The sequence below is a fragment of the Cutibacterium avidum ATCC 25577 genome, from assembly GCF_000227295.1.
Taxonomy (GTDB): Bacteria; Actinomycetota; Actinomycetes; order Propionibacteriales; family Propionibacteriaceae; genus Cutibacterium; species Cutibacterium avidum.
On sequence record NZ_JH165059.1, the window covers coordinates 1 to 790 of the forward strand.

1 protein-coding gene is annotated in these 790 nt (G+C 55.8%); it reads right to left on the minus strand.

The features are described from left to right. Positions 1-321 precede the first annotated feature (321 nt). Positions 322-790, minus strand: a 469-nt coding sequence (locus HMPREF9153_RS11485; RefSeq protein ID WP_036980273.1) for a hypothetical protein, incomplete at its 5' end; no start/stop codon positions are given.

Consider the following 790-nt stretch of genomic DNA (forward strand, 5'->3'; position numbering starts at 1 on the left):
ACACGCGCAGCAACATCCTCCATCTCCCACGAAGACGGCCGCCAACCACACCTCAATGACCACATCACACATCATCTCCTGCTCACAACAACGAAACTACCGAATACAAGGGACATGACTGATCTTAATCTTCGCAGGACCCAGCCGACGCACCTCTGAAACAGCCCTGTCTTCGGTAAATATCCACCCGGGATAACGACTTCTCACGGTCGAATCATGAGGAACCCTTTCAGTGGAGCAGTGAGCAGGGGATGGTTATCGCACCGAAATGATAATTGCCGTGATATGAAACAGGTCTAGCCCTCGACCTGTGAGCGCCGGCTAGTCGTGGTCGGGGCGAGCGAAGAACACTCCCTCCGCTGTGGTACGTATGACCCGCGCCGCCCGCACAAAATCCGGATACGAATCATATCTGTCCCGCGGCGCATAGTTCACTGCTTTCACAAGAGATCCGTCGTCAAGCATCGGCCCCAATCCCACCTGTTTCCCGCAGTTGACATACTCAGGCGAAAAAATACGACAGGCCATCTCCGCCATCGCCATGGCCACATCCTCATCATCCTCATCCACGGCACCCGGTAAGCTCCCCATTGCCACAAAGCGAAATAAATTCTTCCGCTTGTCATAATCACTCGCGCTGACGTCCACGCTGAGATCACCCTGCGGGGCCCAGATAGAGGCCAAGCCCCCGTCGGCCACGAGATTTCGGACCAACTCGTGCTCGGTCACCACTGGTGTGGCCAACGCCGCCCGCTTCGAACCTGCAGTAAATCGCCATTCACTCAACTCA